Below are 26,656 nucleotides of genomic sequence, written 5' to 3' on the forward strand. Positions count from 1 at the left end.
CACTTGTTAAATAAAATGGCAAAGTTACAGTGCAGTAATACAGTTAATGGCTTATACAAGAAGCCATCTGTAGAACCGAGCACAGTAACTAGAAAAATTTCGATGCTATAGTAGCATTAGGTAAGCTTTTTGACTACGCAGCGACACGCTTTTGCTTCAGCATTAAACCAAGTAGCAGGCAAAGTAATTTGTTGACGCAATATTGGTGCAATTAAACTATCTGATACCGAGCATAACGGCCCTGCAGCATAAGGGCCAGCATACAATAATGTACCGCCGTTGAAAATAAGCACCGCTGGCGTAGCAGGTAAACGCAGCCCGGCAGCAGCAATGTGTTGCACATTACGCTCAAACTGTTGCTGTTTTGGTAGATCGTATAAACTAGAAAATTGTTGTTGATGCAATGCCGCTCGGCTATTACAAATACAATTATCTTCACGCACATGCACTACTTGAATGCTCTGCCCTACTGCAATACCTAATGCCGATAAACTAAATGTGCTTTGGGCAGGGCTTTGCCAATTAGTATCAGCAGCAAATTCGCCATAATATTCACCGGCAAAATTAAACAAAGCTAGGCTGGTTAATACCAGCCAGCTAATAAACACGCCACTAAGCAGTATAACTTTATGCTGATGTAACATTAATGCAACTACACCAAAAACTTAGCAGACTCGGCTGTCAAAATGCGAGTTACGTTTTCTAAGCTATTGGCGCTTTTTAATACTTTTTTACCCTGTTCATTTTGCAGCATGGTCATTTGGCTTAACTGCTGCGCGCTTTGGGCAATTTCACTGCTTGACGCACTTTGTTGCTGTAACGAGCCAGACATCACATCTGAAGATGTTGCAACTTGCTGCGCTTGCAGTAAAATATTTTGCAATAAACCGCCACTTTGCTCTGCGTGATGCCGAGTAACCTCTAATTGCTCTACGCTGCGTTTTACTACGTCTACCGACTGCGAGCTATTAACGACTAAGCGTTCAATCATCACCTTTATTTCATCGGTTGAGCGTCGTGTGCGTGAGGCTAAGGTACGTACTTCATCTGCTACTACGGCAAAACCACGGCCTTGCTCTCCAGCTCGCGCCGCTTCAATAGCCGCATTTAAAGCCAGCAAGTTGGTTTGCTCAGCAATAGATTCTATAACGTCTATCACTTTACGAATTTCCACCGTAGCGCCGGCGACATCGTTTACCTTGCGCCCAGTATCGTTAAGGCCATCAGCTAATTGTTGTACTGAACTAATAGTGCTGCTAACCGAGGTTTTACCTTCAACTGCGGCTTGCTCAGCCAAACGGGCGAATTGCAGCACTTCGTGAGATAAGTTAAACACCTCTTGTACGCTGTGAGACATTTGCTCGGTAGCGGCAGCGATACGATCAACCTCAGTCATTTTCTGCATCATATTAGCGGATAATTCAGCGCCCTCACTTAGTAAAATGTCAGACTCATGCTTTAGTGATACCGAACTTTTTTCAATAATAGTTATAGTAGCCTGCAGCGAATTTAACACCGCGTTAAAACCTTTAATTACTCTTGAATTCACGTCTTTACAACGTTCGGTTAGCTTTATTTTGCCATCATCCGTTAATAAAGCGTCAGTTGCGTTAAATAGGGTTTGCGCGACTATAGCTTCACGGTAACTTTGTCGTGCTAACACGACTAACAACACTGACTCTGCGACAACAAAGGCTGCGTGGATCATAATAATACTAAACGACAAACTGTCTTCCGGTACCAAGAATACGCCAGTATTTTGCATCTGTAGGTACATAAACAGTAAATGGTGTACAGCGATAGTAAGCGCGGCTGCCACTATTACCACATAATCGCGAAATGCAATTAGCATCGCTAATAATACAAAAATACCAAAGTGCAGCTCCAGCATACCCGCCGTTTGATGAATATGTAGCGCGGCAAAAAACATAAAGCTAACGCCGTAACTTACTCGCGCTAACCAATGATCGCCCAGCATGCGATAAAACAGGTAGGGTAAACCCGCTGCTGGCAAGCCAATTAATAAGGCAATAAACCAAGTACTGTGCCAGCTGGCTAGCAGTAACGTCATTAATAACAAGGCCATACTAATGCCGGTCATTACGGTATAAGCGTGTAATCTAAAACGTGGGATAGAATCAAACATGGCAACTCCTGTGATTCTGTAAAGCAATTTTTGGCAAGGCTGGGTTTACGTAACTGTAGCTAATCTAGATCAATGTATTTTCTATTTTATACGCCATACTTGGGCATCAAGACAGCGGAGGTAAATTATGTGGCAGGCAGTTACAGATCATATCAACAGCGAGCTAGAAAGCAATTTTATTATTGAACATAAAGTACAATTATCCGGCGGAAATGTTAATGCGGCCTATCACGTAACAGGCAATGGCCAACAGTTTTTTGTGAAAATAAATTTACGCCAACAACTAGAACAATTTGAAACTGAAGTGCTTAGTTTGCGCACGCTGCAGCGTACTAAGTGCATACGCGTACCCAACCCTATCTGCTCTGGTTTAACCGTTGATAAGTCTTTTATTGTGCTTGAATACCTGCCGTTTGGCGGCGATACCACAAATGGCTGGCATAATTTAGCCCAAGATCTGGCAGCACTGCATCAACAACAGCAAGCCGTTTACGGCTTTGACTGGGATAACAGTTTAGCCACCAATACACAGCCCAATAAATGGCAACCGAATTGGAGCGTGTTCTTTTCTGAACAACGCATAGGTTGGCAATTACAACTATTGCATGAGCAAGGTTTTGGCTTTGGCAAGCTAGATGAAATTGTCGAAAAAACTCGGCAACGTCTACAAGGCTATCAACCTAAAGCCAGTTTATTGCACGGCGATTTTTGGCGCGGTAACATTGGTTTTGTTGGCGACACGCCAGCCATATTTGACCCTGCTTGTTATTACGGCGACCGCGAAACCGATATTGCTTTTAGTACGTTATTTGGCCGCTTACCTGAGCAATTTTATCAAAGCTATCAACAATATTACCCATTAGATAAAAATTACGAGCAGCGTAAAGATTTGTATAACCTGTACCATGTGCTGAACCATGCCAATTTATTTCGTGGCGCCTATTTAATTCAAGCGCAAGAGCTAATAAAAAAGCTGTTTTATTAAAGTATTAGCGCAAAGCATAGCTACCAGCAGTAATATTTAATAAAGTACACGCCTTCACTTTATTAACCGTAGTTAACTTAACGGAACGCTATTTATGCTAACAACTCAGCAACCGGTTGCATTAATAACCGGCAGCGCTAAACGGCTAGGCCGCCAAATGATTAAAACCCTGCACAGCAATGGTTATAGGGTAATTATTCATTGCAACCAGTCTCGCGCTGGTGCTGACGCACTTGCTATAGAACTTAATCAGCTGCGCGAGCACAGCGCTGCGGTTATTCAGGCTAATTTACTCGACGAAACACACTGGCCGCAGCTAGCACAGCACGCAGTGGCCTGCTTTAATCGACTAGACGTATTAGTGAACAATGCGTCTAGCTTTTACCCAACGCCAGTTAACAGCGCCAGCACTTTGCAGTGGCAAGATTTATTTGGTACTAACGTAAAAGCACCCTACTTTTTAAGCCAAGCTTTAGCGCCAGAGCTGGCCAAGCGACAAGGCGTTATTGTTAACATGGTAGACATTCATGCCGAAAGGCCTTTAGCCGAACACAGCATTTATTGCATGGCTAAGGCCGCATTATTAATGATGACCAAGTCACTAGCGCGCGAATTCGCGCCTACCATTAGAGTAAACGGTATCGCACCTGGCGCTATTTTGTGGCCACCTGAACAATCAGTTGTACTTCAAGAGCATGATAAGGCCGCAATCTTAGCGCAAATTCCGTTACAGCAACTGGGCTCACCGCACGACATTGCAAAAACACTGCTATTCTTATTGCAATCGCCTTATGTCACTGGGCAAATTATTACTGTAGATGGCGGCCGCAGTTTAGGTGCGTCAACTAAGGCTTAACAATAACCAAGTATGCAGTAAACGGAGGTGTTATGGCTTTACTTAATAGAACCATCGACTGCCCTTTTTGTGGTCACGCTACCCACTTAACTGTTGAAGTTACCGACGACGACCAAGATTATACTGAAGATTGCAGCAACTGCTGCAATCCAATGCATATTAGGGTGCACAAAGACCAACAGCATCATAAGGTGCAGCTGTTTATTGACGCCGATGATGAACAATACTATTAAGCAAAACGCGCAGCCATAATGCGTTCAACAGTTTGTACTATAGTTTGAGTTTGTTGGTCCCACTCGATGTTTAAGCTATCGCCTACCTGCTTTTGGCCTAAAGTGGTAATGCTTAATGTTTCTGGAATTAAATATAAACTAAAACCATCGCTATCGGTTTCACCTACAGTTAGGCTGCAACCTTCTACTGCTACAAAGCCTTTGCTTAAAATATAACGCATATCGTCAGGGCTTAACTTAAGCCGCATAGCACAGTTGTTACTGCTTTTATCAATTTGTGTTATTAACGCCGTAGTTTGAATATGTCCAGATACAATATGGCCGCCCAACTCACTGCCAAAGGTTAACGAACGTTCAAAGTTAACCTGTTGGCCAGTTTTAAGTTGGCCTAAATTGGTTTTACGCAATGTTTCTTCAATTACATCAAAACAAACCCAACCTAATAACGCATCAAAATCGGTTACCGTTAAGCACACACCATTTATAGCAATACTCGCGCCGCGATTAAGCTTTTGCAAAAACGCCGATCCAGGCTGCAGTCGTAATTGGCGAAAACCAACTTCGTCGCGTATTTCGGTTATCACCGCTGTTGTCTGAACGATTCCGGTAAACATAAACCCCTACTTGTGCTACATTGCGCGCCATTATTGACTGCTAAAACGATAGACTCGCTATGTTACCTTTTTCTCGCTTCGAAGCCAGAACCATCCTAAAACTTTCTGGGCCCATTGTTTTGGCACAGCTTACCCAAACGTTAATGTATTTTGTTGATACGGTTATGGCTGGCCGGTATAGCGCACTTGATATGGCCGCCATTGCTGTGGCTTCGGGTTTATGGTTTCCGGTAGTGATGACAATTCAGGGCCTGTTATTAGCTCTCACACCTATAGTGGCGCAGTATTACGGCAGCAAACAAAACAAGCCCGTTGCGCATTTCACTATGCAAGCCATGTATTTGGCCATGGTATTAGCATTACTCGCTTTTATTGCGATGAGCTATGTATACGTACCGATTGACCATCTTAATATGGACCCAGCACTGCGGCAAAAAGCGCTCGATTATTTATATTATGTTAGCTTTGGCCTATTTCCTGCTGCGGGCTACATGGTTATTCGCAGTATGTTCGAAGGCATAGGTAACACCAAAGCCAGCATGTGGATCAGCTTCGTCGGTATATTAGTTAATATCCCTGCTAACTATATCTTTATTTACGGCAAGTTCGGTATGCCGGCACTTGGCGGCGCGGGTTGCGGTATCGCCACCGCGCTGGTGTTTTTAGCCATGTTTATTGCAATATTATTTTACGGCTGGTTTAGCCGTACTACCCAGCAATATAAAATACTCCCTGACAGCCTGCGCGTTAATTTAAAAGACTGTTGGCAAATTGTCGCTATAGGCACACCTATAGCGTTCTCTATCTTTTTTGAAGTTACGCTATTTGCCTGCATTCCATTAGCTATAGTGCATTTAGGGCCAGTTATGGTGGCCGGCCATCAAATTGCACAAAACTACAGTGGTATTGTCTTTATGATGCCGTTAAGTTTAGGCATGGCCACCACCATTCGCGTAGGCCACTTGGTTGGACAGCAAAACTCGCAAGAACTGAAAAAAGCGATCTCTACTGCTATTATCCTGGCCGTATGTATGTCGTTTATTATCGCCACCTTCACCTTTACTATGCGTACTGGTATTGCCGCATTGTATTCGCCTGATCCAGCCGTTATTACACTGGCAGCATCGTTATTAGTGCTGGCCTGCTTTTATCAGGTATCAGACGCCATTCAGGTTATATCCGCCTGTGCGCTACGAGGCATGAAAATAACCAAACCGGCATTTTTTGTTACCCTTATTTCGTACTGGCCAATCGGTTTTGGTTTAGGTGCCGTACTAGGTTTAACCCACTGGATAGTTGAACCTATGGGCGCACATGGTTTCTGGATAGGTATTATTGTTGGTTTAACGGTGTCAGCAATACTCTTAGCCATTATCTTAAAACGGGCATTAAACAGGTTAGCTAATGAAAATATGGCTAGTACCACTACTGCTTAGCCTTAGCGCTTGCAGCGATTACAATGGTGATAAAGCACTAGACAAATACCAAAGCCGCTTGGCTAATGTGCTAGAGCTGCAACGCGCCAACGGTAGCTTAACCGCACCGGAGGCGCTGATACCTGAACGCGATTTAAAGCAGGCCCTGCCCGATGTTCGCTTTAATTTAACCGATGCCTACGCTAGCCGACGCTGCGGCCTAGATACCTTAATTGGCGAGCGCAACAGCAGCCTAGGCATAGTCTATACCGCCAGCAAACAGCTAAGTTATGAATTGCGTTTACTGCAAAAATTAGAACACTGCTTAACGCTAAGCTGGGACGACAGCTCACTATTAAATCAGCTACTACAGGTATACGAGCAAAAACAAGCGAGTGTAAGTATTGCCTTCAACAATATGCTGTTTACCGACAATACCCTGCGCAAAGAACTTTTAGGCATTCGTAAAGCGCTACCGTTAAAAGCCGCACCAGGTTTTACTGAAACTTGGCAAGCATTAACTGAACTTACCCTATTACAACAGTTTATTAATGAAAAAAACTGGCAAGCTGCCAGTAAAGTAGATATCGAGCAGCAGTTACAGCTGCTATATCAATACAATTTTTTAGCGCGTTTACAATATAGCTTACGCTTAACGGCACATCAGCTAGTGCAATTAAATAGCCTAACCCAAAACCAAAACAGTAATACACTCTGTCCAAACGGGCGTGACAGCGAACAACTGCGCATATTGGCGAATGTGTTTCAAAAATATTTTATTGGTGAAATACAGCTTTATAGCACGGAGCTAAGTCGCTATCAGCAACAACTATGGCCGTTATTGCAACAGCTTTACCAGCAAACGCCTCTAGAGCAGCCACTGCAACAGCGCTTTGAGTACAGCTATAACAGTATGCGCAACGAGCTTAGCCAGCACGTTAAGTGGTGGCAAACCCTTAACGGCCAATGCCCATTACAGCTAAACGGCCAGAAATAAGCCATTGATACGGCGAAAAATGCACCAAACAAGCCCGTTTAGCAGAAAAACACTTGCCAATGCAGCAGCAGCACAATAACATAGCCGCCGTTGTTAGCTGCGTTACTTGCGCACCAAACAATAACAGAGTGCGTCCTTAGCTCAGCTGGTTAGAGCACCACCTTGACATGGTGGGGGTCGGTGGTTCGAGTCCACTAGGACGCACCAAAAAATTCAAACCACAAAGCCGCTTTTAGAGCGGCTTTGTGGTTTCTGCTAACCTATAAAACTTCCCAGTAACGCAGTTTTATTTGACCACTGCACATCGCAAGCTAATGGTTTATATTCAGATGCGAAGAAGTTTGTGCCACTTACATCAACATATAGCAACAAGTAAGCGTTTAAACTTGAGGATATAAAACACTTATAGTTTTAAGTACACTAAGCTTATAAGAAATCTAAATGCTTTTTTGCTTTATTTTGCACCAATTGAGTATCCCTGATGCTGCGTAATACTTTCCAGAACAGCTATGTGTATTATCTTCTGTATACTCCGTAGACGCCTTTAAAGAAGCACTAGCGCACAAATTAGTTATTACCATAGTTACCCTGTTTAAAAGGAAGAAAAATGAAACACACCTACTACCTACACGGAATGACCTGCAACGGTTGTCGTAACCACGTAACTCAAACACTTTCTAAAGTGGAAGGTGTAACCAATGTGTCAGTTGATTTAGAAAATGCACAGGTAACTATCGAGATGGCATCTCACATTCCTATTGAAACCTTGCAAAAAGCAATGGAACAGGACGGCGACCGGTATAGCATTTATAAACTTGGAGAACAGCATAAAGCCCTTGCAGCTAAAAAGGAAAAGCCCAAAGGAAAAGGAACGGGAACCTTTTATTGTCCTATGCACTGTGAAGGCGATAAAACCTATGACAAAGCTGGCGATTGTCCTGTCTGCGGAATGGATTTGGTGGAAGAGCAAAATTTATCAGCATCTTCAAGTGAACAGTGGACTTGCCCAATGCATGCCGAAATCGTCAAGGACGGATCGGGAGCTTGCCCTATTTGCGGTATGGATTTAGTGCCTTTGCAAGCAGATACTTCTTCCGAAGAGAAAACGTATAAAAAGCTCTTAAACAAATTCTGGATAGCATTAGGATTTACCTTACCGATTTTTTTGATCGCAATGAGCGAAATGATCCCTAATAATCCACTGTACGAGGTGATGGAACAAAAAGGGTGGAATTGGATTCAGTTTGCGTTGTCAGTTCCCGTTGTATTTTATGCTACGTGGATGTTCTTTGAGCGCGCCTATAAAAGTATAAAAACCTGGAACCTCAACATGTTCACGCTCATTGGCATTGGCGCCAGCGTGGCGTGGTTATTTAGTGTTTTTGGCATATTATTTCCAGACTTCTTCCCAGCTCAATTTAAAACTGCAGCTGGCGCCGTACACGTTTACTTTGAAGCGGCTACGGTAATTCTTACGTTAGTGTTAATGGGCCAGGTTTTAGAAGCAAAAGCTCACAGCAAAACGAATTCTGCAGTAAAAGAGTTGCTAAAAATTGCACCTAACAAAGCCGTGCGTGTTGTCGATGGCACTGAAGAAGAAGTCTCCATTGATAAAATTGTAAAAGGAGATATTTTACGAGTTAAACCAGGTGACAAAATTCCTGTAGACGGCGTAATTACTGAAGGGCAAAGCACTGTTGATGAATCTATGATTTCTGGTGAACCTATACCCGTCGATAAGACACAAGGCGATAAGGTAAGCAGTGGCACTATAAATGGTAATCAATCTTTTTTAATGAAAGCCGAAAAAGTAGGAAGCGATACCTTACTTTCCCAAATCATCCATATGGTAAACGATGCCAGTCGTAGTCGTGCTCCTATTCAAAAATTAGCAGATACCGTTTCAGGATATTTCGTTCCAGTTGTTGTGATAATTTCTTTAATCACGTTTGCCGTATGGGCAATGTGGGGCCCAGAGCCCGCGTACGTATTTGCTCTAGTAAATGCTATAGCGGTATTAATTATTGCTTGCCCTTGCGCATTAGGCTTAGCAACGCCTATGTCGGTTATGGTGGGTGTTGGTAAAGGTGCTCAAAATGGCGTGCTGATTAAAAATGCCGAAGCGCTTGAAAAGTTAGACAAAGTAGACACGCTTATTGTCGATAAAACAGGCACGATTACGGAAGGAAAACCAACCGTTGAGAAAATAGGTGTTTTTGGTTCAAATTTTGGCGAAAGCGAGGTTCTACATTTTATTGCATCGCTAAATAGTGCCAGCGAGCATCCACTTGCTGCTGCAACAGTAAAGTATGGTAAGCAGCAGAAAGTCGATATTTCAAAAACTGAAAACTTTAGTGCAGTAACCGGAAAAGGAGTGGAAGGAACCATTGATGGCAAAAAACTTGGTTTAGGTAATGCCAAAATGATGGAGCATGCAAATGCGACTATTTCTTTAGCAATGACAGCCGAAGCTCAGTCTTTTCAAAAACAAGGCAAAACGGTTTCTTATTTAGCGATAGATGGTGAGGTAGCTGGGTATGTCGTTATTGGCGATAAAGTTAAAGCGACCAGTGCCAAGGCTATTAAAGCGCTACAAGATAAAGGCATTGCGGTAATAATGCTCACTGGAGATAATCACGACACCGCCCAAGCAGTAGCTAGTGAGCTTAATCTTGCCGATTTTAAAGCTGGAATGTTACCAGAAGACAAACTCAAAGAAGTCACAAAATTACAACAGCAAGGAAAAGTTGTTGCAATGGCAGGTGATGGTATAAACGACGCGCCGGCACTCGCTAAAAGTGATGTAGGTATCGCCATGGGAACGGGAACTGATGTTGCGATTGAGAGCGCAATGATAACACTCGTAAAAGGAGATCTACACGGCATTGTAAAAGCGAAGAATTTAAGTCATGCCGTGATGAGCAACATTAAACAGAATCTGTTTTTTGCTTTGGTTTACAATGCACTAGGTATTCCTATAGCAGCAGGTTTATTATACCCGTTTTTCGGCATATTATTATCGCCTATGATTGCAGCACTAGCTATGAGCTTTAGCTCAGTTTCCGTAATTGCGAATGCACTACGCTTAAAAACAAAATCAATTAATTAATATCTATCAGAACTAGAAAAAAGATGGGTTCAGAAAACTTAGCGCAAAAAATAAATAGCATAGTGTAATCGGTGCTATGAAGCCATTCGAATATTGCTGTGCCGCTTAATTAACGGCACAGCTTGTTCTGGATACAAAACATATAGATCCTTGTGGATATGCTCATACCACTTGACCATGCACCATAAACACTCAGATTAGACACGTAATTATATTGTAAGCAATTAAAAAATAACAACTTAAACGCTTTTTGATTTTCAGGGTGTGTCTTAATTATAACTGCGTATTATAACTGCATATTGTAACTATCAACTTTTGCGTAGGTTTTGCTAGTACCATCTTTAAGTAACACCAGTATCTCGTATGGCATAAAACGGTCTCCCATCTCCATACCAGGTGAGCCTAGCGGCATGGCTGGTACCGTAAGGCCAATAGCATTGGCCACTGGTTCGCCTAAAAACATAAGGATATATTTTGCTGGAATATGGCCCTCAAATACATAGCCATTCTCAGATACTGCAGTATGGCATGAGATATGATTGGGCTGAATGCCATAACGATTTTTAATAAAGCTTAAATCATCATAGTCTTTTGCGATAGCTGTTATGCCATTTTGCTCTATATGCGATATCCATTTTTTACAACAGCCACAGCTACTTGTTTTATAAACAGTTAATAAAGGCTCGCTCTGTTGTTGGCTCACCACAGGCTCTGCCGTAACTTTCGGATCATTATTAGTTACAGCGGGTTCAGAGCATGCTGTTAGCAAAAATACTGCTGCAAATAAGGCAGTTAAAGTTGTAATTTTTGGCACAGGGTTCTCCTAAAAAATAAGTCTTAATAACAAATAAAGCTAAGATTAACTTTGTGGTCCAACAAGTGTTGTAAACACGCTAGTCGTCACTAATACTGAAACCACCAATAGCGTTTCAATGAAAATTGACAGCCGCAGCGGTTGGGCATTTTTATGCTGCGCCAGCTCAGCAACAAGCTTTAGTTTATGCCAAGCTGCTAACAGCAACATGCCACTGACAAATATCAGTTTTAACATCACTAACTGACCATAATTGGTAGTGAATAAATTGGTAATGGGCTCTACTAGTTGCAGTAGCAATAGCACACCACAAGCGATTAATATGGTTACAAAAAATACCGCTACTTTGCCAAAGTTTTCCATTAACGTCACTAGGTAGTCAGTGGGTAACGCCTTGCAGCTTTGATGTAAGGGCCACAAAGAGCCAGCCCAGGCTGCCATGGCAAGTATATGCAATACTAACAAGCCTTTAAACACCGTATTAAGCGCTACCGTATGGCCTGTAAAAGTAAAGCTAGTCGCTAGCAGAATAATCCCAACCACTGAGACTAACCTTAGTAAGGCTGTAAACCTTACCGGCTTGTTTATCCCCCACGCACTCAATAACAACAGTGTAAAACCGCTTACAATGAAACTGACTTGGCTTCCCACTGCTGATTGCCACATGATACTAAGCATTAAGGAGTCAAACATACCCGCTAAGCCATTTTCAGCCATAGCACCGGCTTGAAGTGGCAATTGCAATAATGATACTACTAGGCCAAAACTCGCCCACTTTAAAAACCAACTGCTAAGCCAAACATCAAAAAACTCAAGCTTAGTATCAGTTGTCCTTAGTTGCTTTAAGCGTAAAGTTTGCATTAATACACTGCCAACACAACTACTGACCGCAGCATAAGTAGCAAACTTTGTTAGTAATAGTTTTAGTTCCCAATTGCCGAACATCATTATGCAATCATCTACTATTAATGCTGATGTGAATTGTGACTAGCAGGCTGTTTTACATCCATCTTCATATCGCCATGGAACATAAAACCATAATCACCGCTCATTTTATGACCATCTTCGCCCATAACAATCCAACTAACTTGATAGTTACCACTTTTAAAGGATGGTAGCGGCCACTCAAATTCTGAAGCAGTTGTTGCTGAAGGCGTAAAACCAAATTTAACCGCGTTTTTCTCTGCATCAGTTAGGCTTAATTTCATCATCCGTACAGGGCCACTGAATGTCAGCTTTAACATTGTAGGGCTTTGCATTAACATCGCCTCATCTGCTGGTACTGTCTCAGTTAAATCAACATGTGCAGACACCGTAGTCGCCATTAATAAAACAGCTATAGCACTCACTATTTTTAATGTTTTTAATATTTTCATTTTTATCACCTTAATTATTAAAACCAGAACCGCACACCCGCGAGCGCACTCGTCGTATCAGTCGCTTCATTATTCGCTCGGGCAAAGTCAGCGCTATTGCCATACTTAGCCATCCACTCAACACCGATATAAGGCGCAAACTGGCGTGAGAACTCATAACGTAAACGCATTCCAGCATTTAAAGACGCTAAGCCTTTTCCGATACCATTAATGGCATCGTCTTTACCATAAGCAGTTAATCCCACTGTGCTTTGTAAGATTAAACGTTGCGTGAATAGCAATTCATATTCAGCTTCTGCTGCTATGGCTGTCCGCCCAGAGTTGCCTAAATAGGCCGTTACATCGACCTCAAACCAATACGGCGCTAAGCCTTGGACACCCAATGCCAACCACTGCCTACTTTCCCCTTCCGTGTAGGTATCAAACCGGGCTCCGAGCTGGGCATCCCAAAACGTATAAACCGCACGGCTCCATAGCAAATCGGTTTGGCTTTCCTCTAACTTACCATCGCTTACCTCACCTTCCAGCTTTATTGCTAGTCGATTAAAAGTAGTGCCATACCAGCCTTGTAATTCAAATGCTAAGCTATCCGTAGCAAACTGGTGCTCCAACTTATCTGCTTTAATTGCGTAAAAACGGTGTTCATCTGCCAGTTTTAACTGGCGACCGCCGCCTATAGCATAAGGCCCGTCGGCTAAGGTATAACCGCCAGAATAAGCATGAGGATCTCGGGCATCTGCAGGCGCTTTTCCGCCCTGCATTTTCATATCGCCATGATCCATTTGGCTGTGGTCCATCGCCTTATTGCCATGGTTCATCTTGCTATGACCCATTGCGCTGTGGTCCATTGCCGTATCACCATGCTTCATCTTGCTATGTTCCATTGCGCTGTGGTCCATCGCCTTATCGCCATGGTTCATCTTGCTATGATCCATCTGGCTGTGGTCCATTACCTTATCGCCATGCTTCATCTTGCTATGATCCATCTGGCTGTGGTCCATTACCTTATCGCCATGCTTCATCTTGCTATGGTCCATTTCGCTGTCTGCCATCACCCCAGCACTTACCAGCAATAAACTAGCTGTTAACGCAATCACCGGCGTGGTACTTACTAATTTTATGATTCTCATGACACCACCACTTCTCTAAACATACCTGCATCCATATGAAATAACAGATGACAATGCCAGGCCCACCGTCCTACATCATGCGGCGTTGTTAAAAAACTAATTCGCTGAGCAGGTTGCACCGGAATAGTATGGCGTCTGACTTGGACTTCACCACTTTCACTTTCTAAATCACTCCACATTCCATGCAAATGCATAGGATGAGGCATCATAGTGTCGTTTTGTAAAATCACCCTAACGCACTGATTTAACTTCATATGCACAGGTGTACTTTGGCCAAACTCTAAACCATCAATTGACCAGCTATAGCGTTCCATATTGCCAGTTAGGTGCAATTCAATTTCAGCTTCAGGACGCCGTGGTTCAATAACGTTTTCTAGTGAATGCAGATCGGATAACGTCAGCACTTTTCGGCCATTATTGCGTAAACCAATGCCCGGATCGTCCAAGTTAGTTCTTGGCGTATCTACCCGCATATCAACCGAAGGGCCATATTCAGTACTGGCATGGCGCACTTGCGTGCTGGCTTTAGCATAAGCAGCGGCCGGCCCTGCATGCTGACTTAAATCCATCGGCATAGCTGCGCCATGTTGGCTATGATCCATAGCGCCCTCTGTCATTGAACCGCCATGGGACATATTGCCCATCATGTCGGCCATCGCTAACCACTCTACTGGATCGACTGCCGGTACCGGTGCATTTATATTGTTAGCTACCGCTAGGGTACCTCGAGCATAACCGGTGCGTTCTATGGTCTGGGCGAAAATGGTATAAGCATCAGATTGCGGTGTGACCAGTACATCATAGGTTTCACCCGGGCCAAATCGGAATTCATCAACGGTTACTGGATGGACATTTTGGCCATCTGACTGTACTACGGTCATTTGCAGTTCCGGGATACGGACATCGAAGAAGGTATTGCTGGCGCCATTAATAAAGCGCAAGCGAACTTTTTCGCCTTTTTTAAACAGGCCTCGCCAATTGGCCAGCGGTGTGCTGCCGTTAAATAAGTAGGTTAGTGCAGCGCTTGACACATCTCCCAAGTCTGTCGGGCTCATGCGCATTTCTTGCCACATTTTACGTTTTGATAATGCTGAACTAAGCCCTTTTTCTGACAGGTCTCGGAAAAAATCTCGTACTGTTGGTTGATTATAATTGTAGATATCACCTTGCACTTTTAGTTTACTAAATACTTTCATCGGGTCATCATCGGTCCAGTCTGAAAGCTGTACCACATACTCCCTATCAGCAACGATGATATCTTGCTCTCTAGGCTCGATGATTAGTGCACCGTACATGCCAGTCATTTCTTGGAAGCCACTATGAGAGTGATACCAGTAAGTACCGCTTTGCTGCAGGTTAAACTTATAGACAAAGGTTTCACCGGGCATAATGCCCTTAAAGCTTAAGCCTGGTACCCCATCCATTTGATAAGGTAAAATAATGCCATGCCAGTGAATAGAGCTAGGCACCGATAAGGTATTGGTCACTTTAATCGTCACCTCATCGCCTTCGCGTAAGCGCAGCGTTGGTGCCGGAATAGAGCCATTAATGGTGGTTGCTGTACGTACTACACCGGTAAAATTGACTAAGGACTCAGCAATGGTTAGCTCGATAACTTTGCCGCTTAATTCTGGTGCAGAACCTGTCGCGGCATTGTCTTTAAAAGAGCTACCGGCGCGAACAACATGCGGGAAACTCGCTATAACGCCTCCGACGGCAAGACCTTGTACAAAGCGGCGCCGCGAAATAGAAGCCGGTAATTTGAACTTGTTATCATCCATTTATATAACCCTTGAGCTTATTTATTTCATCTAGCTTAGCTATTTATAACTGTCAGCAACATGACTCTGACATGACAAAGTTGTAACCTTGTTGTCATCTAGCTGACAGCCTGTTTATTGCAAGCTATCAGTTACCCCTATTTAACAGGAAAGGCTATGCGATTACTGATTGTTGAAGACGAAATCAAAACGGGTGATTATTTAAAACAAGGCCTCACTGAAGCGGGTTTTCAAGTTTCCTTAGTCAGAAATGGCTTAGACGGTCATCACCTGGCAATGACTGAAGTATTTGATCTGATAGTGCTGGATGTGATGCTGCCTGATGTTAATGGCTGGCGGATAGTGCAATCCATTCGCGAGCGCAATAACCTGACGCCGGTATTATTTTTATCCGCCCGTGATAGCGTTGATGACAGAGTGAAAGGCTTAGAGTTAGGCGCGGATGATTACTTAATTAAACCTTTTGCTTTCTCTGAAGTATTGGCGCGAGTACGCAGCCTAATACGCCGCGGCCAAACCATAACTACGCCAGATCTACTTCAGGTGGCCGATTTACAATTAGATGTCGCCAAAAGACGAGTCATGCGCAGCGGAGTCAAAATTGCCTTAAGTCATAAAGAGTTCTCTTTATTAGAGTTATTAATGCGACGCAGCGGTGAAGTTTTACCCAGATCGTTAATCGCCTCACAGGTATGGGATATGAATTTTGATAGTGACACCAATGTTATTGATGTCGCGATAAGAAGATTACGGGCTAAAGTAGATGATGATTTTATGCCAAAATTAATCCACACCGTGCGCGGCATGGGCTATAAACTTGAAAACGAGCAAGCGGATGAAGCATAACACTAAACGACCACTGTCCTTGACCCTAAGAGTGGTACTGTCTGTCGTGGTCACTATTGCGGTTTGTTTGCTGGTTGTTAGGCAGCTGCTTATCAGCTCTATAGAGCATCATTTTATCGAACAAGATGCCGATGAACTTGGCGTTATTGTTCACTCTGTGCAGCAAGTGTTCCTTAACGAGCCTAAAGAACCGCAGATTTTAGCTCAATCGTTATCGCAAGCTGTTGCCGGACATCATGGCGTCTATTACCAGATAACCAATTCCCAGCAGCAAATTATGTATAACAATGCTAATTTTGATTTACGCCAACTAACAAATACCGATGTCACCACAAATAAATTTAAAATAGAAAATATTCAACACTGGCAATATCAAGATAAAGCCTATCGCGGTATTGCTCTGAACATAGCCACTGCAAACGATAACTACCGGTTAATTGCAGCCATTGATATGGACTTTCACATCCACTTTTTGCAGCAACTCGGTCAAAGTCTTTGGATAATTTTACTCGGTTCCTGCCTCCTTACGTTATTAGCAGCTTGGATTGCGGTGCATCAAGGTTTAGCGCCACTTAGAGGATTAAGTGACAATATGCGCGATATTCAAACCAGCAAACTCGACATTAGATTAAACGCCAACGAAGTGCCCTCAGAATTAACGCATATGGTGCAGTCATTCAACCACATGCTAAACCGCTTAGAAGATGGTTTTACTAAGTTATCGCACTTTAGTGCTGACATTGCTCACGAAATTCGCACCCCTTTAACCAATATAATCACCCAAACCCAAGTCAGTTTATCTCGGCCTCGAACAGCTGCAGAATACCAAAACGTGTTATTTTCTAATTTAGAAGAGCAAGAGCGACTGAGTAAAATGGTGAGCGATATGCTGTGGCTGGCCAAAAGTAAAAATGGTTTAATTACCCCGAATAAACAGCCTTTAAATATTGCCGATGAAGTCGCGGCCATATTCGAGTTTTTTGAAGCGTTAGCAGACGAGGCCGGAGTCAAACTCGTGTTTAGCGGTCAGCCCAGCGTCATTAATGCCGATCGCACTTTGCTAAGGCATGCTTTAACTAATTTGCTATCAAATGCGATACGACACACAGCTTCAGGCCATAGCATTGTGGTCAACAGCTTCCAGCAAGCTACTAACACGCTTTGTATCAGTGTCGAAAACCCTGGCCCAGCAATATCCGCCGAGCATTTACCTTATTTATTTGAACGTTTTTATCGCGCCGATCTATCAAGACAACGCCACAGTGATGGTGCAGGTTTGGGGCTGGCTATTACTAAAGCGATTATCGAAGCACATGACGGTGATATCAGCGTCACCTCAGATAAAAATCTTACACGTTTTGTTATTACACTACGCATGACTTAACGATATAAAACCCCGACAAACCCTGATAAAGCCCTGCGTAATGTTAATTACGCAGGGCTTATTTAATTAGCTAAAGACATCAAAAGCGATATCAGATTCAGGCACCCCTTTATCTCTCAGTAACCTTATGGTGTCATCCATCAATCCTTTGGGACCGCATAAATAAAATTCAGGATCGCCTTGCGCAACGATATTTTGCCAATTTAAAGCCAATACATGTTGGGCATAACCGGTCGCAAATTACCGATAGAAAAAGACAGTTTTGTTACACCTTTGGCCGATATTGATGCCTTTATCAACAATGCAAAATCGCGGCTCTGGCAGCGTGAGCCTAAGGTGCGTGACTTAGCTTAATCGGGTTTAGTTAAATTAAAACTTAGAACTCAGCTTGCTTGCTGGGTTTTAAGTTTTTAGATCGCGGAGCTCTTCAGTTACAATGCACCTACATCGCATCTCATAATCGCTATTAGGCGTGTATAACTTATTATGCAACTGATCAAAATTGATAAAGCCCGTTATCGGCGGCATTTAAACCGCGTTATTGTCGGCAGTATCGCGGCGTTGGCCATCGGTAGTTTAGCCATAGCGCAAATACTTATTGCGCTATTTCCTGACGCAAGCGGCAGCCATTTCCATTGGAATTTATTAGGTGTAGTTGTTACCACGCTAACTATAGGTTGGCTATTGAACAAATATCGCACGCATGCTTATATGACCGAAGTGGTATATGTGTGGGACTTAAAGCAGGCGCTAAATAAAATAACCCGCAAAATGCCTAAGCTGAAAGCAGCCGCGCAAGCCGGTAATGCCGACGCCCTTTTGGCGCTGCAATACAGTTATGCTGGGTCGCGCTTATTGTGGCACTTAGACGACAATAGCATAGTGATGGAAGAGTTATCCGTTGCCCAATTAGAGCTTGATAGCTTAATCACCAAGTATAATCTGACGTTAAATACCGATGATTATAACGATTTAATTTTAAACCAGTTTTAACGTTTCTTTGCTGGTTTTAGTTCAGGCAACCAAAAACCTACTATGCCTAATAGCGGTAATACCGCACACACCTTGTACACCATGCCAATGCTATAAAAGTCAGCTAATGCACCTATAGCAGCTGCACCTATGCCAGCAATGCCAAAGGCGATACCAAAAAACAGCCCAGATACAGTACCAATTTTACCTGGCATTAATTCTTGGCCGTACACAATCATCGCTGGGAATGCTGAAGCTAAAATCATGCCGACTAAAAACACTAATACCAGCGTGGTAGAAAAGCTAACAAAAGGCAGCATTAAAGCAAACGGCGCTGAACCTAAAATAGAGCCTAAAATAATACGTTTGCGTCCTATGTAGTCGCCCACCGGTCCGCCGGCAATAGTGCCTATGGCAACACCAACTAAAAATAAAAACAAGCAGTATTGCGAGGTTTGAATACTCACGTCAAAGCGGTCAATTAGATAAAACGTAAAGTAACTGTGTAAGCCCGCCAAATAAACAAACTTAGAAAACAGTAACATCAGTAACAAGGTTAATGCGGTTCGTACTTGCGTCTTGCTAAGGCCGTTATCATACTTAGCTAAGCTGGCTCGGCCTTTAACTGTTTTTAAATTTGCCGAATACCAGTAACTCACCCTTAATAATAAGGTCATACCAAGTAGCGCTAATAATGCCACCCAAGCGACACTTTTTTGGCCATTAGGTAAAATTAATACGGCTGCAAAAATAGGGCCTATTGCGGTGCCAACATTGCCCCCTACCTGGAAGATAGATTGCGCTAAACCGTGTTTTCCAGCCGATGCCATTCTAGCAATACGCGACGATTCAGGATGAAACACCGAAGAACCTATACCTATTAACGCTGCAGCCAACAACACCATGCCATAGCTTGCTGCATAGGCCAGAATAATTAAGCCAAACAACGTAAAACTCATGCCTATAGGTAAAGAAAATGGCATCGGTTTTTTATCGGTAAAACGACCAATAAATGGCTGTAACAAGGACGCCATCGTTTGGTACACCAGAGTAATTAAGCCTATTTGCATAAAACTAAGATTAAAATTACCCGATAACACCGGATAAAGCGCCAGCATAACTGACTGCATCATGTCATTAATGGCGTGGCTGGCACTAATTGTGGTTAAAATGCCATAAGAAACGCGGTTTTCAGGGGCAGCTGCTGGATGTGCGGTGTTCACTTGGCTCATAAATGCAACATAGAAAAAGAATGGCCTAGCTATGATACAAAAATGCACGCCTTGTTACTAATCGCACTCAGCTATTTGCGCTATTTGGCGGGTTACGTCGGTTATTTCAGCAAGTAATGGAATAAGGAACTGCTAAGCACGGTCGATTAATCGTTGTTCACTGGGCAATATCGTTAAAATAGACTAGCATTTACCCTTCTATTAAATCGAAACAAACTATTACTTAGTGGGTAGTTTTGCGCCTCTTTAGGGCAATAACAAAAGGTAAAAAAAACACTTAAGCTTACACAATAACGCCGAGCTGCCGGTTCTAAGCCTGCTATGCGCTAGCATATTGGGGATGAACGGTACGCCGTGGCAATAATGCCACCGGGTTTAGCTGGAAACGGCTACACCTCCCCTATTGGAAAGGTGTGCTATGTTAATTGACGCATTCTCGCGCCGTTTTACTTATTTACGGCTATCTATAACTGAAAGTTGCAACTTTCGCTGTAGCTACTGCTTACCTAATGGCACCGATTGCGAGTCACGCAGTGGTGAACTTAATCTTGTTGAAATACGCCGCTTAGTAACGGCCTTTGCCCGTTTAGGCACAAAAAAAGTGCGTATTACCGGTGGTGAACCCGCACTGCGAAAAGACTTAACCGAGATTATTGCTACCTGTAAAAGTGTACCGGGCATTGAAAAAGTGGCCATAACCACCAATGGCTATCGGTTAGCGCGCGATGCACAAGCCTGGTTTGATGCCGGTTTAGATGCGGTAAACGTTAGTATTGATAGCTTAGATGCGGATACTTTTCACCTAGTTACTGGGCAAGATAAATTAGCCGAAATTTTAGCCGGTGTTGCCAAAGCCCGCGCGGTTGGCATTAAACAGGTTAAAATTAATACCGTGCTACTGCGCCAACATAATGCGTTAGCCCTACCCGACTTTTTAGACTTTATTAAATCGCAAGATATTAGCCTACGTTTTATCGAGCTAATGCGCACCAACGACAATACCCAGTATTATAAAAACCAACATTTAAGTGGCGAAAGTATTCAGCAAAAACTGCTGGCAACAGGCTGGCAACTTAAAGCAAAAAGCAGCACCGATGGCCCCGCTTTAGAATATTACCATGGTGACTACCAGGGCCGTATTGGCCTTATTATGCCTTATAGCAACGATTTTTGTGCCGACTGCAATAGACTAAGAGTCTCTAGCCAAGCCGGTTTATATTTGTGCCTGTTTACCGAGCAGCAACAAGACTTACGCCAACTGCTGCAAAACGATGACGTGCTACCGCTAATGCAGTTTTTGCAACAAGCAGTACTAGGTAAGGAGGCAACACATTACTTGCATCAAGACTTTAGCGGCGGCACTCGACATTTGGCGCAAATAGGAGGTTAGTGTGGCAGTAATGCAAACACCTTCTTTATCGCTTAAGGTGCCGGCCTTTACCGCCGTGATTTTAGCTGGCGGTCGTTCATCACGTATGGGCCAAGATAAAGCCCTGTTACAAATTAACGGCCAAAGCCTGCTTGAACATATGCAGCAACGGGTTAGCCAAGCTGGTGCAAGCCAAATTATCATTAGCCGTAATCAACCGGGGTTTATTGCTGATATAACACCAGAGCAAGGCCCACTTGGCGGTATTTTATCGGTACTGGCACATTGCACCGAGCCTAAACTATTAATAGTGCCGATAGACATACCGCTAATTAGTGTTGCTAGCCTGCAACAACTACTTACCGCAAGCAGCGCGGCCAGTTACTTTGCTGAGCATCCGTTACCTTGTGTGCTACCCAATAATGCCGCGTTAAAACAGCGTATTATTAGCCAACTGCATACCGGACAACGTTCAATAAAAGCATTACTGCACGGGCTTAGTGCAAGCCAACTGAGTGCCGAGAACACCCAACTAATTAATACCAATACGCCAGCACAGTGGCAACACTGTATGCAGCAGTTAACGCTAGGAGTGCAAGATGGCCAAGCCTAATTTAAGCCAGTTTTATTCGCTTAATATCGCCGTACTTACGGTATCAGATAGCCGCACTAGCCAAAATGACAGCAGTGGCGACTTATTAACTGAGCTATTGCAAGGCGCTGGCCACCAGCTAATTAGCCGCGCAGTACAGGTTAACCAGAAACACCAATTACGGGCCGTGCTTAGCCAGTGGATAGCCAGTAGTGATATTCAAGTAATATTAATCAATGGCGGCACAGGTTATGCCGCAGGTAACTGCACCATAGAAGCACTAACGCCGTTATTAGATACCTGCGTGCCGGGCTTTGGTGAGTTGTTTCGCAGTATTTCCTTGGCCAACATTGGCTCAGCCGCGCTGCAATCAGGCGCGCTAGCGGGTATGGCTAATGGCACCTTAGTATTTGCTATGCCAGGTTCAGGCAACGCTTGTCGCCTTGCCATGCAACAGCTTATTTTACCACAATTAGACAGCACTACTGGGCCCTGTAATTTTGTTGCGCACGTTAAAAACAGCCCAAGCAAAGCTTGCCCAATCGATAACAGGAAAGCGTAATATGTCTGAACTTACCCATTTAGATCACACTGGCGCAGCGGCAATGGTCGATATTAGCAACAAAACCGAAACCAAACGCGAAGCCCGCGCTAGCGGTAAGGTGCAAACCACACCGCAAGTGATTAATTTAATTTCACAGGCGTTAATTAAAAAAGGTGATGTGCTTGCTACTGCCCGTATTGCCGGCATTATGGCAGCAAAAAAAACCAGTGAGCTTATTCCGTTATGCCACAGCCTAATGCTAAGTAAAGTAAGCATAGACTTTAAGCTGCAGCCTGAGCTGGGCCAAATACAAATAGAAAGCTGTTGCGTAGTAAGCGGGCAAACTGGGGTAGAAATGGAAGCGCTAACGGCGGTATCTGTGGCGGCACTGACCATTTACGATATGTGCAAAGCCGTAGATAAAGCGATGTGTATTAGCGATATTCAGTTACTGGAAAAAACCGGCGGTAAGTCGGGGCATTATTTACTAGCAGCCGATAAGTAAGCTATGCGCATAATTATTATTTGCTAACAGAAAAAGGGTAATAAAATGATTAAAATTCTGTTTTTTGCCGCACTGCGTGAGCGCTTAGACTGCGAACAATACCTGCTAAGTTGCGCTGATACCAAGCTTGATGTTGCCGCCGTTGTTAGCCAACTGCAAAGCCTAGGTAGCAACTGGCAGCAAGAACTTGGCCGCAGCGATTTGCTCTGTGCACTTAACCAACAGCTGGTACCGCTAACCACACAAGTGCGATCGGGCGATGAGCTCGCGTTTTTCCCACCGGTAACCGGAGGTTAATATGTCAGTGTCAGTAACAGTGCAACAGGCTAACTTTTCCGTCGCGGATGAATATGCAGCGTTAAGCCAAAACCCACAATGTGGTGCCGTTGTCACCTTTAGTGGCTTAGTACGTGAGCTCGCAGATACGCAGTTGCTAGCAATGACATTAGAACACTACCCGGGTATGACCGAACGGGCATTACATGATATTGGCCAACAAGCATTAAGCCGCTGGCAACTAGGTGCGGTAAGAATTATTCACCGTGTTGGCCGACTAACGCCCAATGAGCAAATTGTCTTTGTTGGTATTGCTAGTGCCCACCGAGATGCCGCCTTTGCTGCCGCACAATTTATTATGGATTACCTAAAAAATCAGGCGCCATTGTGGAAAAAAGAGCATACCGCTGCTGGCGATTATTGGGTAGAGGCTAAAACTACAGATCAGGCGGCGATTAAACGCTGGTTATAAATCTAGGCTCACGGCCTTAACTAACGCATAAAGCAGCTGACCGGGCTGTAACGCCAGCCGCTGTAATGAGCGACGACTAATACGTGACAGTAATACTTGATCGCTCAAGGCTAGTTTTAACAACACATGGCCAGGGTTTGGGTCATCACTTATCTCAAGCAAGGTTACTGCTAAGCAATTATTAACACTAAACTGCTGCGGTGGCACAAGCGCTATAGCCACATCACGCGCCAGCACTCTGGCCCGCACCTCAGTACCTAAAGCAATATTTTGCTGCGAAATAGCCAAGCACTGGCCATCGGCAAGCTGTAATTCGCTAATATAGTCATCGCTATGCGCCTGTACCCTAGCTTTAATCACTGCCGCGGCATTAGCGCTATGGGCAAGCGGTAAATCGGTACGAGTAAGTAACTCTTGCAGTGGGCCTTGTGCTAGCACCCGCCCCTGCTCTAACAACACCATATAGTCAGCAAGCCTAGACACCTCATCAATAGCATGACTAACGTAAATAATGGGTATGCCTAAGCTGGCATGCAAGCGCTCAATATAAGGCAAAATTTCGGCTTTACTGCTTTGATCTAATGACGCCATAGGCTCATCCATTAGCAATAGCCGCGGGCTAGTCAGTAACGCTCGTGCAATAGCCACACGCTGGCGCTGGCCGCCCGACAACTGCTCAGGGTAACGTTTTAATAAGCTGCTTAAACCTAATAATTCCACAGTTTCAGTAAAACAAATCTGCCGCTGTGCTTTAGCTACGCGGTTATAGCCAAACATCAGGTTGCGCTCTACGTTAAGATGCGGAAATAAACTCGCCTCTTGAAATACATAACCTAATGCACGTTGGTGCACGGGTAAAAATAGTTGCTCATCTTGCCAAACGTCACCGTTTACCGACAAGCTCATGCTATTAACACGCTCTAAGCCGGCAATACAGCGCAAAATTGTGGTTTTACCTGAGCCAGAGCGGCCAAACAACGCGGTAATACCTTTAGCGGGTAACTCAAGCTTAACCTCAAGTTGAAAACTACCGCGCTGTAAATTGATACTGGCAGTAATACTCATGTAATAGCCACAACTTTAAATTTTCTGTTTAGCGCATAAACCGCCAATAGCAAACTAAAAGACAAGGTGACTAATATTGCCGATAACGTATGGGCCGAGGCGTAATCCATGGCTTCAACGTGATTATAAATGGCAATAGACGCCACCTGAGTACTACCAGGAATATTACCGCCAACCATAATAATGACACCAAATTCACCTAAAGTATGGGCAAACGACAATACGGTAGCGGTTAAAAAACCACGGCGCGATAACGGCAACACCACACTAAAAAAACGATCGACAGGTGATGAGCGCAAAGTAGCCGCCACCTCAAGCATACGGCCACCGGCAGCCTGAAATGCCGACGTTAATGGCTGTACCACAAAGGGTAGCGAATAAATCATCGAACCAATAACCAAGCCAGTAAAGGTAAAGGCAAGATGATTAAACCCCATAGCTTCTAGGCTTGCGCCAACCCAACCTTTGGGGCCAAGTAATAGCAGCAAATAAAACCCCAACACCGTAGGTGGTAGCACCAAAGGCAACATTACTAATGCCTCTATTACCGTACGTCCGCGCCAACGAGTATGTGCTAACCACCATGCTAAGGGCGTGCACAGCAACAACAAAATGGCCGTACTAACGACGGCCAGTTTAAAGGTTACCCAAAGTGCGGTGATATCATCAGCAGATAGCATGCATTAATCCAAAATAGTGACGGTATGGCTAACGGGTGTTTTCTACATAATAACCAGCGGCTTGTATCACAGCAATGGCATCAGGCGTTTGTAACCAGTGCATAAACTTGCGTGCAGCGATTAATACTTGAGGGTCTTGCTCAGCGTGTTTTAAAATCACCGCTTGTTGCACTATTGGTTCATACATTGTTGTCGGTGCTTGCCAGTACGAGCCGGTAATTGAACCGTCGGCATTAATTATTTGCGCTAACGCGACAAAGCCTAAAGGTGCCGCACCAGAGGCAACTTGGCTGTAGGCCTGACCTATAGACTGCGCACGTACCAACTTCTTTTCTTCATTTAATTTTTGCCACACGCCCAAATTCTGCATAATTTGTTGAGCAGCCGCACCATAAGGTGCATTACGAGGTTCGGCAATACTAAGGTGTTTAAAGCTCGCAGTTTTTAATACCGAAGCCTGCTCATCTATCAGCTGTTTGTCGGTTGACCATAATACTGGTACCCCTACCGCATAAGTAAATTGTGAGTCGGCAAGTGCAAGCTGCTCGGCAACAAGTTGGGTTGGCCTTTGTGCATCAGCAGAAAAAAACAGATGAAACGGCGCTGCTTGCTGAATTTGCGCATATAGCGCCCCCGATGAACCCGCACTAATTAAAAACGCTTGGTTATGCTGTTGCTGATACATAGCCGTAAGTTGCTGTAAGCTACCATTAAAATTAGCCGCTACCGCAATGCGCAGCGGTTCAGCCGCCGCAATAGTGTTACTAAATACGACTAATACACTGGTTAACGTTAAGCACTTAACAAGTTGTTGAAATGAACGCATTCGGTTCTCCATTTTCCACCCTAAATATACCAAAGTATATTACGAGTAAAACCCGCCTGCCACAACTAGACAAAGTAAGTAGTTAACTACTTTCATTAGCACTCATTTTCTACCTCGAAACGATCAGGCTTTTATTAAATAGCAACCAAGATGAATGCAATGTAATAAAGTTTAAATAGTTATGTTTAGTTAATACATTAACGACTAAAGTATACAAATAATTACCCCTAAGTAGGTAATAATGGGTATATACTGCCGCCTGTATTAGATAGTGCGCAACTACGATATTTACTATTTCATTTATTTTTCTATTTTAACTTAGCAATAGTAAAAGTTAGCACTATGCTTGTAAAGCAATGATGTATATCGAGAAAAGGCGATATAATTGCCTGCGGTTTAAATTTATATTTAGTTAAAGAGATCGAAAAGTAAGCAAA

General features: G+C 43.7%; 28 protein-coding genes, 1 tRNA gene and 1 riboswitch. Of the genes, 17 read left to right on the forward strand and 12 right to left on the reverse strand.

Annotation, left to right across the window (positions count from 1 at the left end):
• Window positions 1-116 precede the first annotated feature (116 nt).
• Together E0Z06_RS08980 and E0Z06_RS08985 are read right to left on the reverse strand one after the other, a co-directional pair.
• On the reverse strand, window positions 117-644 hold the full coding sequence (locus E0Z06_RS08980) for a DUF6436 domain-containing protein (protein ID WP_132583897.1): 528 nt from the start codon (window positions 642-644) through the stop codon (window positions 117-119).
• A gap of 8 nt (window positions 645-652) precedes the next feature.
• A complete protein-coding gene (locus tag E0Z06_RS08985; RefSeq protein WP_243695481.1) occupies window positions 653-2,146 on the reverse strand; it encodes a methyl-accepting chemotaxis protein in 1,494 nt (497 codons plus the stop codon).
• Between the two features lie 127 nt (window positions 2,147-2,273).
• Between E0Z06_RS08985 and E0Z06_RS08990 the strand changes: the two genes are divergently transcribed.
• The 3 genes from E0Z06_RS08990 to E0Z06_RS09000 all read left to right on the forward strand — a co-directional run bounded on the left by E0Z06_RS08990 (window position 2,274) and on the right by E0Z06_RS09000 (window position 4,220).
• On the forward strand, window positions 2,274-3,131 hold the full coding sequence (locus tag E0Z06_RS08990; RefSeq protein ID WP_132583899.1) for a fructosamine kinase family protein: 858 nt from the start codon (window positions 2,274-2,276) through the stop codon (window positions 3,129-3,131).
• A gap of 94 nt (window positions 3,132-3,225) precedes the next feature.
• Window positions 3,226-3,987: a pteridine reductase gene (locus E0Z06_RS08995; RefSeq protein ID WP_132583901.1), complete on the forward strand. Its 762-nt coding sequence runs from the start codon at window positions 3,226-3,228 to the stop codon at window positions 3,985-3,987.
• Window positions 3,988-4,019: 32 nt separating this feature from the next.
• Window positions 4,020-4,220: a CPXCG motif-containing cysteine-rich protein gene (locus E0Z06_RS09000; protein ID WP_132583903.1), complete on the forward strand. Its 201-nt coding sequence runs from the start codon at window positions 4,020-4,022 to the stop codon at window positions 4,218-4,220.
• Here E0Z06_RS09000 and E0Z06_RS09005 read toward each other — a convergent pair.
• Window positions 4,217-4,834, reverse strand: a complete 618-nt coding sequence (locus E0Z06_RS09005) for a riboflavin synthase subunit alpha (RefSeq protein ID WP_132583905.1) — start codon at window positions 4,832-4,834, stop codon at window positions 4,217-4,219. The two genes, E0Z06_RS09000 and E0Z06_RS09005, sit on opposite strands and share 4 nt — an antisense overlap.
• Window positions 4,835-4,893: 59 nt before the next feature.
• Between E0Z06_RS09005 and E0Z06_RS09010 the strand changes: the two genes are divergently transcribed.
• From E0Z06_RS09010 to E0Z06_RS09025, 4 genes are all read left to right on the forward strand, one after another.
• A complete protein-coding gene (locus E0Z06_RS09010; RefSeq protein ID WP_132583907.1) occupies window positions 4,894-6,270 on the forward strand; it encodes an MATE family efflux transporter in 1,377 nt (458 codons plus the stop codon).
• The gene (locus E0Z06_RS09015; protein ID WP_132583909.1) at window positions 6,239-7,246 is read left to right on the forward strand and encodes a DUF3080 family protein; all 1,008 of its coding nucleotides are present in this window, start codon (window positions 6,239-6,241) and stop codon (window positions 7,244-7,246) included. The genes E0Z06_RS09010 and E0Z06_RS09015 overlap by 32 nt, the downstream gene beginning before the upstream one ends.
• A 130-nt stretch (window positions 7,247-7,376) precedes the next feature.
• Window positions 7,377-7,453 (forward strand) — tRNA-Val (locus E0Z06_RS09020).
• Between the two features lie 400 nt (window positions 7,454-7,853).
• Window positions 7,854-10,355, forward strand: a complete 2,502-nt coding sequence (locus tag E0Z06_RS09025) for a heavy metal translocating P-type ATPase (RefSeq protein ID WP_132583911.1) — start codon at window positions 7,854-7,856, stop codon at window positions 10,353-10,355.
• 286 nt (window positions 10,356-10,641) lie between these two features.
• Here E0Z06_RS09025 and E0Z06_RS09030 read toward each other — a convergent pair whose 3' ends face one another.
• The 5 genes from E0Z06_RS09030 to E0Z06_RS09050 are packed head-to-tail and all read right to left on the reverse strand — an operon-like array spanning window position 10,642 to window position 15,456.
• Window positions 10,642-11,169, reverse strand: a complete 528-nt coding sequence (locus tag E0Z06_RS09030; protein WP_243695482.1) for a DUF411 domain-containing protein — start codon at window positions 11,167-11,169, stop codon at window positions 10,642-10,644.
• Window positions 11,170-11,214: 45 nt separating this feature from the next.
• Window positions 11,215-12,117, reverse strand: a complete 903-nt coding sequence (locus E0Z06_RS09035) for a CopD family protein (protein ID WP_132583913.1) — start codon at window positions 12,115-12,117, stop codon at window positions 11,215-11,217.
• 17 nt (window positions 12,118-12,134) lie between these two features.
• On the reverse strand, window positions 12,135-12,545 hold the full coding sequence (locus tag E0Z06_RS09040) for a copper resistance CopC family protein (protein WP_132583915.1): 411 nt from the start codon (window positions 12,543-12,545) through the stop codon (window positions 12,135-12,137).
• Between the two features lie 17 nt (window positions 12,546-12,562).
• Window positions 12,563-13,675 carry a copper resistance protein B gene (locus tag E0Z06_RS09045; RefSeq protein ID WP_132583916.1) on the reverse strand — a complete coding sequence of 371 codons (1,113 nt, stop codon included), beginning with the start codon at window positions 13,673-13,675 and terminating at the stop codon, window positions 12,563-12,565.
• On the reverse strand, window positions 13,672-15,456 hold the full coding sequence (locus tag E0Z06_RS09050) for a copper resistance system multicopper oxidase (protein ID WP_132583918.1): 1,785 nt from the start codon (window positions 15,454-15,456) through the stop codon (window positions 13,672-13,674). Before E0Z06_RS09050 ends, E0Z06_RS09045 begins: the two co-directional genes overlap by 4 nt.
• Before the next feature lie 156 nt (window positions 15,457-15,612).
• Here E0Z06_RS09050 and E0Z06_RS09055 point away from each other — a divergent pair, with 156 nt between their 5' ends.
• The 4 genes from E0Z06_RS09055 (at window position 15,613) to E0Z06_RS09065 (ending at window position 18,679) form a co-directional block, all read left to right on the forward strand.
• Window positions 15,613-16,302: a heavy metal response regulator transcription factor gene (locus E0Z06_RS09055; protein WP_132583920.1), complete on the forward strand. Its 690-nt coding sequence runs from the start codon at window positions 15,613-15,615 to the stop codon at window positions 16,300-16,302.
• Window positions 16,292-17,686, forward strand: a complete 1,395-nt coding sequence (locus tag E0Z06_RS09060) for a heavy metal sensor histidine kinase (protein ID WP_132583922.1) — start codon at window positions 16,292-16,294, stop codon at window positions 17,684-17,686. Before E0Z06_RS09055 ends, E0Z06_RS09060 begins: the two co-directional genes overlap by 11 nt.
• Window positions 17,687-17,902: 216 nt before the next feature.
• Window positions 17,903-18,040, forward strand: coding sequence for a hypothetical protein (locus tag E0Z06_RS15580; RefSeq protein WP_165907356.1), 138 nt, complete (start codon window positions 17,903-17,905; stop codon window positions 18,038-18,040).
• Window positions 18,041-18,172: 132 nt separating this feature from the next.
• Window positions 18,173-18,679, forward strand: a complete 507-nt coding sequence (locus E0Z06_RS09065; RefSeq protein WP_132583924.1) for a DUF3087 domain-containing protein — start codon at window positions 18,173-18,175, stop codon at window positions 18,677-18,679.
• Here the strand turns inward: E0Z06_RS09065 and E0Z06_RS09070 are convergent.
• Window positions 18,676-19,890: an MFS transporter gene (locus E0Z06_RS09070; protein WP_132583926.1), complete on the reverse strand. Its 1,215-nt coding sequence runs from the start codon at window positions 19,888-19,890 to the stop codon at window positions 18,676-18,678. The two genes, E0Z06_RS09065 and E0Z06_RS09070, sit on opposite strands and share 4 nt — an antisense overlap.
• A gap of 282 nt (window positions 19,891-20,172) precedes the next feature.
• Window positions 20,173-20,320: riboswitch (molybdenum cofactor riboswitch) on the forward strand.
• On the opposite strand from E0Z06_RS09070, the gene moaA reads away from it, so the two are divergent.
• The 6 genes from moaA (at window position 20,309) to moaE (ending at window position 23,648) form a co-directional block, all read left to right on the forward strand.
• Window positions 20,309-21,280, forward strand: a complete 972-nt coding sequence (gene moaA, locus E0Z06_RS09075) for a GTP 3',8-cyclase MoaA (protein ID WP_132583928.1) — start codon at window positions 20,309-20,311, stop codon at window positions 21,278-21,280. Its footprint overlaps the riboswitch before it by 12 nt.
• Window positions 21,281-21,290: 10 nt before the next feature.
• On the forward strand, window positions 21,291-21,872 hold the full coding sequence (locus tag E0Z06_RS09080; RefSeq protein WP_132586769.1) for a molybdenum cofactor guanylyltransferase: 582 nt from the start codon (window positions 21,291-21,293) through the stop codon (window positions 21,870-21,872).
• Window positions 21,859-22,413, forward strand: coding sequence for a molybdenum cofactor synthesis domain-containing protein (locus tag E0Z06_RS09085; protein ID WP_132583930.1), 555 nt, complete (start codon window positions 21,859-21,861; stop codon window positions 22,411-22,413). Before E0Z06_RS09080 ends, E0Z06_RS09085 begins: the two co-directional genes overlap by 14 nt.
• A gap of 1 nt (window position 22,414) precedes the next feature.
• Window positions 22,415-22,900 carry a cyclic pyranopterin monophosphate synthase MoaC gene (gene moaC, locus E0Z06_RS09090; RefSeq protein ID WP_132583932.1) on the forward strand — a complete coding sequence of 162 codons (486 nt, stop codon included), beginning with the start codon at window positions 22,415-22,417 and terminating at the stop codon, window positions 22,898-22,900.
• Between the two features lie 45 nt (window positions 22,901-22,945).
• A complete protein-coding gene (locus tag E0Z06_RS09095; RefSeq protein WP_132583934.1) occupies window positions 22,946-23,197 on the forward strand; it encodes a MoaD/ThiS family protein in 252 nt (83 codons plus the stop codon).
• Between the two features lies 1 nt (window position 23,198).
• A complete protein-coding gene (gene moaE, locus E0Z06_RS09100) occupies window positions 23,199-23,648 on the forward strand; it encodes a molybdopterin synthase catalytic subunit MoaE (RefSeq protein ID WP_132583936.1) in 450 nt (149 codons plus the stop codon).
• Here moaE and modC read toward each other — a convergent pair.
• The 3 genes from modC to modA are packed head-to-tail and all read right to left on the reverse strand — an operon-like array spanning window position 23,643 to window position 26,219.
• Window positions 23,643-24,713: a molybdenum ABC transporter ATP-binding protein gene (gene modC, locus E0Z06_RS09105; RefSeq protein ID WP_132583938.1), complete on the reverse strand. Its 1,071-nt coding sequence runs from the start codon at window positions 24,711-24,713 to the stop codon at window positions 23,643-23,645. The genes moaE and modC overlap by 6 nt on opposite strands.
• The gene (gene modB, locus E0Z06_RS09110) at window positions 24,710-25,393 is read right to left on the reverse strand and encodes a molybdate ABC transporter permease subunit (RefSeq protein WP_132583940.1); all 684 of its coding nucleotides are present in this window, start codon (window positions 25,391-25,393) and stop codon (window positions 24,710-24,712) included. Before modB ends, modC begins: the two co-directional genes overlap by 4 nt.
• 28 nt (window positions 25,394-25,421) lie before the next feature.
• Window positions 25,422-26,219 carry a molybdate ABC transporter substrate-binding protein gene (gene modA, locus E0Z06_RS09115; protein WP_132583942.1) on the reverse strand — a complete coding sequence of 266 codons (798 nt, stop codon included), beginning with the start codon at window positions 26,217-26,219 and terminating at the stop codon, window positions 25,422-25,424.
• Window positions 26,220-26,656 lie beyond the last annotated feature (437 nt).

Origin of the sequence: Rheinheimera sp. D18 (assembly GCF_004345025.1) — a bacterium.
GTDB classification, from domain to species: domain Bacteria; phylum Pseudomonadota; class Gammaproteobacteria; order Enterobacterales; family Alteromonadaceae; genus Alishewanella; species Alishewanella metallidurans.